A 7319-nucleotide genomic window follows, 5' to 3' on the forward strand; every position below is an offset into this window, starting at 1 on the left:
CCCTGGTTGGCAGGACGAGCGGAGGCATCATGCAGTTCGGCATCTTCAGCGTCGGCGACGTGACGACGGACCCCACGACGGGACGCACCCCGAGCGAGGCCGAGCGCATCGAGTCGATGACCCGCATCGCGCTCAAGGCCGAGGAGGTCGGGCTCGACGTCTTCGCGACCGGTGAGCACCACAACCCGCCGTTCGTGCCGAGCAGCCCCACCACCCACCTGGGCTTCATCGCCGCCAAGACCGAGAAGCTGCTGCTGTCGACGTCCACGACGCTGATCACGACCAACGACCCGGTCAAGGTCGCCGAGGACTACGCGATGCTCCAGCACCTCTCGGGTGGTCGCATCGACCTGATGATGGGCCGCGGCAACACCGGCCCGGTCTACCCGTGGTTCGGCAAGGACATCCGCGACGGCATCAAGCTGGCCATCGAGAACTACCACCTGCTGCGCACCCTGTGGCGCGAGCCGGTCGTCAACTGGCAGGGCCAGTTCCGCACCCCGCTGCAGGGCTACACGAGCACCCCGGCGCCGCTCGACGGCACGCCGCCGTTCGTGTGGCACGGGTCGATCCGCAGCACCGAGATCGCCGAGCAGGCGGCGTACTACGGCGACGGGTTCTTCCACAACCACATCTTCTGGAACAAGGAGCACACCGAGCAGATGGTGCGCCTCTACCGCCAGCGGTTCGAGCACTACGGCCACGGCAGCGCCGACCAGGCGATCGTCGGGCTGGGTGGTCAGGTGTTCATGGGTACGACGGAGGCCGAGGCCAAGCGCCAGTTCCGGCCCTACTTCGACAACGCCCCCGTCTACGGCCACGGCCCGTCGCTGGAGGACTTCTCCTCGATGACCCCGCTGACCGTCGGCACCCCCGAGCAGGTCATCGAGCGCACCCTCGGCTTCGCCGACTACGCCGGTGACTACCAGCGCCAGCTGTTCCTCGTCGACCACGCCGGCCTGCCGATCGACGTCGTCCTCGAGCAGCTCGAGATCCTCGGCCGCGAGGTCGTGCCGGTGCTGCGCGCCGAGTTCGACCGTCGGCGCCCGGCCCACGTGCCGAGCGACCCGCCCACCCACACGTCCCTCGTCGCCGCCGGGCCCGACGCCCCGCACCACCTCGTCGAGCCCGCGCGCGCGACGCTCGAGGCCGCCGCCGCGACTTCCGTTGGTTGAGGAGGGCGCCCTGGCGCCCGTCTCGAAACCACCCCCACCCCCCCGATCCCTGAAGGACCCCACATGACCCGCACCATCGTCGTCGTCACCGCCGGCCTCAGCGTCCCCTCGTCCACGCGGCTGCTCGCCGACCAGGTCGCCGACGCCGTCGCCGCCCAGGTGGGCGCGCGCGGCGAGGCCGCCCGCTTCGAGCACGTCGAGCTGCGCGAGCTGGCCGGTGAGCTGGCGGCGTACATGACCAGCGGCGGCGTCCCGACGCCGCGGCTCTCGCAGGTGCGCGACCTGGTGTCGTCGGCCGACGGGATGGTCGCGGTGACACCGGTGTTCACCGCGTCGTACAGCGGGCTCTTCAAGATGTTCTTCGACGCCCTCGACCCCGACGCGCTCACCGGGATGCCGGTGCTCATCGCGGCGACCGCGGGCAGCGCCCGGCACTCGCTGGTCCTGGACCACGCCATGCGCCCGTTGTTCGCCTACCTGCGGGCCGTGGTCGTGCCGACCGGCGTCTTCGCGGCCACCGAGGACTTCGGCGGCACCACCGACCTCACGGCACGGATCACCCGTGCCGCGGGAGAGCTGGCCGGGCTCGTCGTGGCCACCGACCACGTCGCGGGCTTCGGGCCGGACGCGGGCGAGCGGCGTACGCCTTCCACCCGTACGTCGGGCACGTTCGTCGCCCCGGTGACCGACTTCGCCGACCTGCTGCGCGGGCACGCCGGCTGACCTGCGCGGACCTCGTGCGACCACCCCTAGGGACCCCGGACGGTTGTCCGGGGTCCCTGTGCGAGACATGGTCGAGGGATGAGCAACGACAAGCAGATCACCGTGGAGCGCACCATCCAGGCCCCGACCTCGGCCGTCTTCGACGTGCTGAGCAACCCCGAGCGGCACGCCCAGATCGACGGCTCCGGCTTCGTCAAGGGCGACGTGGGCTCCAACCGCATCCAGCAGGTCGGCGACGTGTTCACCATGGACATGAGCGGGGACCACATGGGCGGCGACTACCGGACCGACAACACGGTCACCGGCTACTCGCCCAACCAGCTCCTCGCCTGGCAGACCGCGCCCGCCGGCCAGGAGCCCCCCGGCTGGCAGTGGGTGTGGGAGCTCGAGGCGGAGGGGTCCGAGGCCACCAAGGTCCGGCACACCTACGACTGGAGCAACGTCACCGACCAGGAGCTGCTGAGCAAGATCAGCTTCCCGCTGGTGTCGCAGGCCGACCTCGAGACCGCCCTCACGAACCTCGACCAGGCGGTCACCGGCTCGTGAGTCCCGTGCGCATCCGTCCCCTCGGGGGACTGCCGGGATGCCTCGTGATGATCCTGGTCTCGGTGCTGGTGTCCGTACTGCTGACTCTGGTCGTCAACCTCCTGGCCCGCTGAGCCGCACCCCTCGACCGGGTGCTCGGTGGCGCCTAGATTGGCCGGACACCTACCGGCGGGAGCCCCTCATGGCCTGCGTGCTGAACCCCTACGTCAACGTCCTCGACGGCCAGGCCCGAGCGGCCCTCGAGTTCTACCAGTCGGTGCTCGGCGGCGACCTGAACATCATGACCTTCGGCGACATGGGCACCGAGGGCCCGATGGCCTCCCAGGTCATGCACGGCCAGCTCGAGACGCCGGCCGGCTTCACCCTGATGGTCGCGGACGCGCCGCCGGAGATGGTGCAGGTGACGATGGGCAACAACATCTCCATCAGCCTGTCCGGCCCCGCCGAGGACGGCGACGCGCTGCGCGGCTGGTTCGCCAGGCTCGCCGAGGGTGGCCAGGTCCCCCAGCCGCTCGAGGCCGCTCCGTGGGGGGATGAGTTCGGGATGCTGGTCGACAAGTTCGGGATCAACTGGCTGGTCAACATCGCCGGTTCCGCACGGGAGTGACGCCCGGCGCGTGACGCCTCCGGGCGTGGGCTCGTCGCGGTGGCGGTGGGCGCGCTACGGGTACCCATGGGCGGGCGCCCACTTCGCCGCCTGTCGGCGACACCATTCCGCGGACGTTGCCAGGCCAACGCTCATGCGGAAGCGGGGGTCCGCGTGCTCAGGGATCCGACGCGGCCTGGTTCGCTGAGGCGTCAGGACGCTCGCGTCCTCGTGACAATTCGGCTCGCCACCAACTGCCGCCCTCGATGCGCTCGAGCCGGCGCATGACGAGGTCTCCGTCGACAAACTCCTTGAGCTCCGCACGGGTCAGCGGCCACGGTGGCCCCTTTACCTCGGAGTCCTCTTCCCGTGTGGTCGCCAAGACCAGCAGCGTGCCTTCTGGTGCCACCAGCGCGGCGATGTTCCGCGCCGCGACTGGGTGTTGCTCAGGCGGCATCGACTGCACGGTGAGGCTCTCGACGACCAGGTCGAAGACGCCCTGCCACTCACGAGGAAGATGCAGGACGTCGGCTACGAGGTAGTTCACCTGGCTGTCCGGATGCTTTCGCCGCGCACCAGCAATCGCGGTCGGCGCGAAGTCGAACGCCGTGGTCAGAAATCCCAGCGATGCGAGGAACTCTGCGTCGGCCCCGTATCCACACCCGATCACCAGCGCTGGGCGACCACCTCCCGACAGGTCCTGCGCCTCAGCCCACTCCACGAACTGCGGACGGGGGGCGCCGTAGTCCCAGGGCGGCTCGGCCCCACCCGCCTCCGCGCCCGCGTACATCGCCTCGAACATGCCGAATGGCTCGCTCGTCACTACTCTAGTATCGACGACCTCGTCTCGCGGCACCAGTGCTGACAGAGAAGGGCATGAGGGGCTGCGGCACGCATCGGTGTCAGGACTGAGCAATCCCATTCCGCCGACTGTCGAATTGTGAATTGTGAATTGTGATCAGCCTGCGAGCGTTCCTCTTCAGGAGGCACCGTGCCTTGACGCTGGAGATTCATGGCGGGCGGGCGTCTAGTGTGCGAGGCATGGAAGGGCTAGTGCTTCGTGTCCGGCTCGTGAGCGGCGACAGCATGGATGTCACGTACGACGACCGCAAAGCGGGGAGTGAGGACGAGGTCGTTGACCATGTCGTCAGCACACTGTCGCAGGAGTCCGGCGTCCTCCGCTGTAGACACGGCGATCGGCTCGTGGTCCTGTACGCAAGGGGTGTTGCCGCGGTGGAAGTCGCGCCCCGCGGCGCGGTCCTGTAGCAGTCCAGTCCGCGTAGCGAGAGGCGAACTTCACGCACGCCTCCTAGCAAGATCGCAGCACACTGAGCCTGCGTGCCAGGCGCACCATCCCATCCCGGCCGCGACTCGTTCGACGTGCGGCATTCCGCCGCGAGCGCGACGCAGCCCTTGGTCAACGTGGACGGTCGGCTCGGCCGCGCCCTCTAGGTGCCAGACTTCTCCGTCGGCGCCGGGTACGGGGTCTTGCCTTCCGCGAGCGCGTCGGTGAGCTGCTCGATGCGGCGGGCGCGGGTCTCCGGGCGCACCGCGGTCTGGATGCGGTTCAGGAAGGCGAAGCGGTTGCGGCCGTCCAGCGCGGCGTAGACGTCGGTGAGGTCGCGCGCGGCCAGGGCGGCGGCGAGGTCGTCAGGCACCACTGCGGTGGCCGGGCTGTCGTAGGCGGCGTCCCAGCGGCCGTCCGCCTTCGCCCTTTCGACCTCGGCCAGGCCGGCGGGGCGCATCCGCCCCTCGGCGGTGAGGCGCTCGATGCGCTCGCGGTTGATCTTCGACCAGACGCTCCTGGTGCGCCGCGGGGTGAACCGCTGCACGTACCACTCGTCGTCGAGCCGCCGGGCGATGCCATCGATCCAGCCGAAGCAGAGCGCCACGTCCACGGCCGTCGTCCAGTCGATCGACGAGACTCCGGTGCCCTTCTTGGCAATTCGCATCCAGACGTGCGAGGCGGTCGACGCATTGTCGACGAGCCAGGCCTCGAACGCCTTGTCGTTCTCGAAGAACACCGCGTCGTTGTGGTCCATCGACATGGCGGCACCCTAGCCTCGCGCAGCCGATCACCTGCCGTGCAAGGCACTTCGGACCTGCGTCACTTCGCCGCGTAGCGGTCGTGACGTTGGTCGTCGACAGGCCTGGTGGCGGCACTGCGGAGATGACTTCTCAGGACGTGTCCGGCGGGCTGTCCAGCACCCTGGGCACGTACTCGACCAGCTGGATCCGGCCGTCGAAAGTACGGCTGTCCGTCATGTCGAGAGCGACGTCGGGGTAGCCGTCGTAGATCCGCTCGCTGCCCGTCGCCCCGGTGATCACCGGGAACATCACTACCCGGAACCGGTCAACGAGCCCCGCTACCAACAGCGACCGGCACAGGGCGAGACTGCCGATGGTGCGCATGGACCTCTCGCCGGTGTCTCTCATCTCCCGCACGGCCCGTGCTGCATCGCCGGCAACCAGGGTCGAGTTCTCCCACGGCAACGGTCCGGTCAAGGTCTTGGAGAAGACGACTTTGGACATGCCTCCCAGGACGTCAGTGCCCGGTTCGCCTTCTCTGGTGAGGCCGTACATGAGCCTGTAGGTGTTGGCGCCCATGAGGACCAGGTAGTCCTTCTCGGGACTCCCGCCCAACCAGGCGAGGTACTCCGGTCCCTCCAGGCCCCACCAGCCGGGCCAGCCCTCCGCGGAGGCATACCCGTCGAGCGAGGTGATGAAATCGACGACCAGCTCGGGCATAGACACCCCTCCGTAGTGCAAGGACAGTCTGCACCCGGACGGGCACGACGGCTACGGGACGACGTGACAAGGGCGCGACGCTCCTATGCTTCGTCAAGCAGCCGTGGCCTCGCTTTCGAGTAGGCGATAGAGGTCGCGAGCGACGTAGCGGGCCAGGCAGCGTTTGATCTCTCGGCCGGTCTTGCCTTCGGCAGTGCGGCGGGCGCGACGCTCCTATGCTTCGTCAAGCAGCCGTGGCCTCGCTTTCGAGTAGGCGATAGAGGTCGCGAGCGACGTAGCGGGCCAGGCAGCGTTTGATCTCTCGGCCGGTCTTGCCTTCGGCAGTGCGGCGGGCGACGTAGTCGCGGGTGGCTTGCTGGTACTGGATTCGGCTCTGGACCACGGTGTGCAGTGCGTTGTTGAGCTGGCGGTCGCCGTAGCGGTTGAGCCGATAGCGGGTGGTGACTTGGCCACTGTTCGCTGGGATCGGTGCCACGCCGGCGAGCATCGCGAACGCTGCCTCGGAATGGATACGGCCGGGGTGAGACCAGGCGCACAGCACCGTCGCAGCCACGATCGGTCCGACGCCGAACTCCTCGAGCAGGTCAGGACGCCAGCTACGGATGATGGCCACGATCTGCTTCTGCAGCTCTCGTGCCTCTTTCAGCATCGCGTGTGCGCGCCGGGCCAAGGTCCGCAGTGCCACCACGGTGCTGGTCGTCTCGGTGTCCCAGGAGGCGTGCACTCGCAAGTTCGCGGCGGTGTTGAGCATCGCGGCCAGCTTCTGGCCGCGGAACCTGACGCGGATGGGTTCGGGTGCTGCGATGACTAGGCTGAAGACCTGCTGCTGTGCCTCGGTGGAGGCGTTGATCGCGGAGCGTCGTGCAGCCAAGAGCACCGACAGGGCTTGGCGTTCGCCCCCGGTGCGGGGAGTTCCCAACCGCGGTCGAGCCATCGCTTCGCGTGCTGCGCGGATCGCGTCGAGCGGGTCGGACTTCGCGCCGTTGCGACGCGCAACCCGCTTCGGGCGGTCCAGCTCGATGACGATCTCCGAGGACTCCAGCAGGTGACGACTGAGTCCGGCGCCGTGACCTCCGGTCCCTTCGATCGCCCACGCTCGCAATGTCGCGTGGTTGTTGGCGAACTCCACCAGTTCGGCATAGCCCTGGGCTGTTGCATCGACGGTGATCTCGTCGAGGACCCCACCGGTCGCGGCATCGACGACGGCCGCGGAGTGGGTGTGGACGTGGGTGTCGACGCCGATGACGACATCGACCACCTCGCGCAGATCGGTCAGACTGTTCATGCGTTCTCTCCTTCGCCGGACGGGACGTGGTTCCGGTCCGGGACGGAGGTTCGGCAGGACTGTGATGAGACACGCCAGGCGCGGCTAACGCCAGGTGGTCAAGCTCCTGATCAGGCCAGCTCCTCCAACCGGGCCGGGGCCGGTGACCACGAGCGGACAGGTCGCAACAAGGCACGAAGCCAGTCATTCCGGGGGTCACACCCGCGCTCACCAACCACAGCCCAGCACCATCAGGCTGCGTTGGCGATCCTCACAG

General features: G+C 68.6%; 9 protein-coding genes. 5 read left to right on the plus strand and 4 right to left on the minus strand.

Features of this window, described 5'->3' with window-relative positions; genetic code table 11:
• Positions 1 to 29: 29 nt before the first annotated feature.
• The 4 genes from ASG94_RS10485 to ASG94_RS10500 all read left to right on the plus strand — a co-directional run bounded on the left by ASG94_RS10485 (position 30) and on the right by ASG94_RS10500 (position 3051).
• Entirely contained in the window at positions 30 to 1175 is a 1146-nt protein-coding gene (locus ASG94_RS10485) for an LLM class flavin-dependent oxidoreductase (RefSeq protein WP_056926172.1), read from the plus strand.
• Between the two features lie 63 nt (positions 1176 to 1238).
• On the plus strand, positions 1239 to 1898 hold the full coding sequence (locus ASG94_RS10490) for a CE1759 family FMN reductase (RefSeq protein WP_056926173.1): 660 nt from the start codon (positions 1239 to 1241) through the stop codon (positions 1896 to 1898).
• A 78-nt stretch (positions 1899 to 1976) separates the two neighbouring features.
• Positions 1977 to 2444 carry an SRPBCC domain-containing protein gene (locus tag ASG94_RS10495; protein ID WP_056926174.1) on the plus strand — a complete coding sequence of 156 codons (468 nt, stop codon included), beginning with the start codon at positions 1977 to 1979 and terminating at the stop codon, positions 2442 to 2444.
• Positions 2445 to 2625: 181 nt separating this feature from the next.
• On the plus strand, positions 2626 to 3051 hold the full coding sequence (locus tag ASG94_RS10500) for a VOC family protein (protein ID WP_056926175.1): 426 nt from the start codon (positions 2626 to 2628) through the stop codon (positions 3049 to 3051).
• 157 nt (positions 3052 to 3208) lie between these two features.
• On the opposite strand, the gene ASG94_RS10505 is transcribed toward ASG94_RS10500, so the two are convergent.
• Positions 3209 to 3853, minus strand: a complete 645-nt coding sequence (locus ASG94_RS10505) for a class I SAM-dependent methyltransferase (protein WP_200958047.1) — start codon at positions 3851 to 3853, stop codon at positions 3209 to 3211.
• Between the two features lie 218 nt (positions 3854 to 4071).
• Here ASG94_RS10505 and ASG94_RS10510 point away from each other — a divergent pair, with 218 nt between their 5' ends.
• Positions 4072 to 4296, plus strand: coding sequence for a hypothetical protein (locus ASG94_RS10510; RefSeq protein ID WP_056926436.1), 225 nt, complete (start codon positions 4072 to 4074; stop codon positions 4294 to 4296).
• Positions 4297 to 4478: 182 nt separating this feature from the next.
• On the opposite strand, the gene ASG94_RS10515 is transcribed toward ASG94_RS10510, so the two are convergent.
• The 3 genes from ASG94_RS10515 to ASG94_RS10525 form a co-directional block, all read right to left on the minus strand.
• Entirely contained in the window at positions 4479 to 5072 is a 594-nt protein-coding gene (locus tag ASG94_RS10515) for a YdeI/OmpD-associated family protein (protein ID WP_235537198.1), read from the minus strand.
• A gap of 136 nt (positions 5073 to 5208) precedes the next feature.
• Entirely contained in the window at positions 5209 to 5778 is a 570-nt protein-coding gene (locus ASG94_RS10520; RefSeq protein ID WP_056926177.1) for a dihydrofolate reductase family protein, read from the minus strand.
• 223 nt (positions 5779 to 6001) lie between these two features.
• Positions 6002 to 7063, minus strand: coding sequence for an IS110 family transposase (locus tag ASG94_RS10525; RefSeq protein WP_056926178.1), 1062 nt, complete (start codon positions 7061 to 7063; stop codon positions 6002 to 6004).
• Positions 7064 to 7319 lie beyond the last annotated feature (256 nt).

Origin of the sequence: Nocardioides sp. Soil805, from assembly GCF_001429625.1 — a bacterium.
GTDB lineage: Bacteria > Actinomycetota > Actinomycetes > Propionibacteriales > Nocardioidaceae > Nocardioides.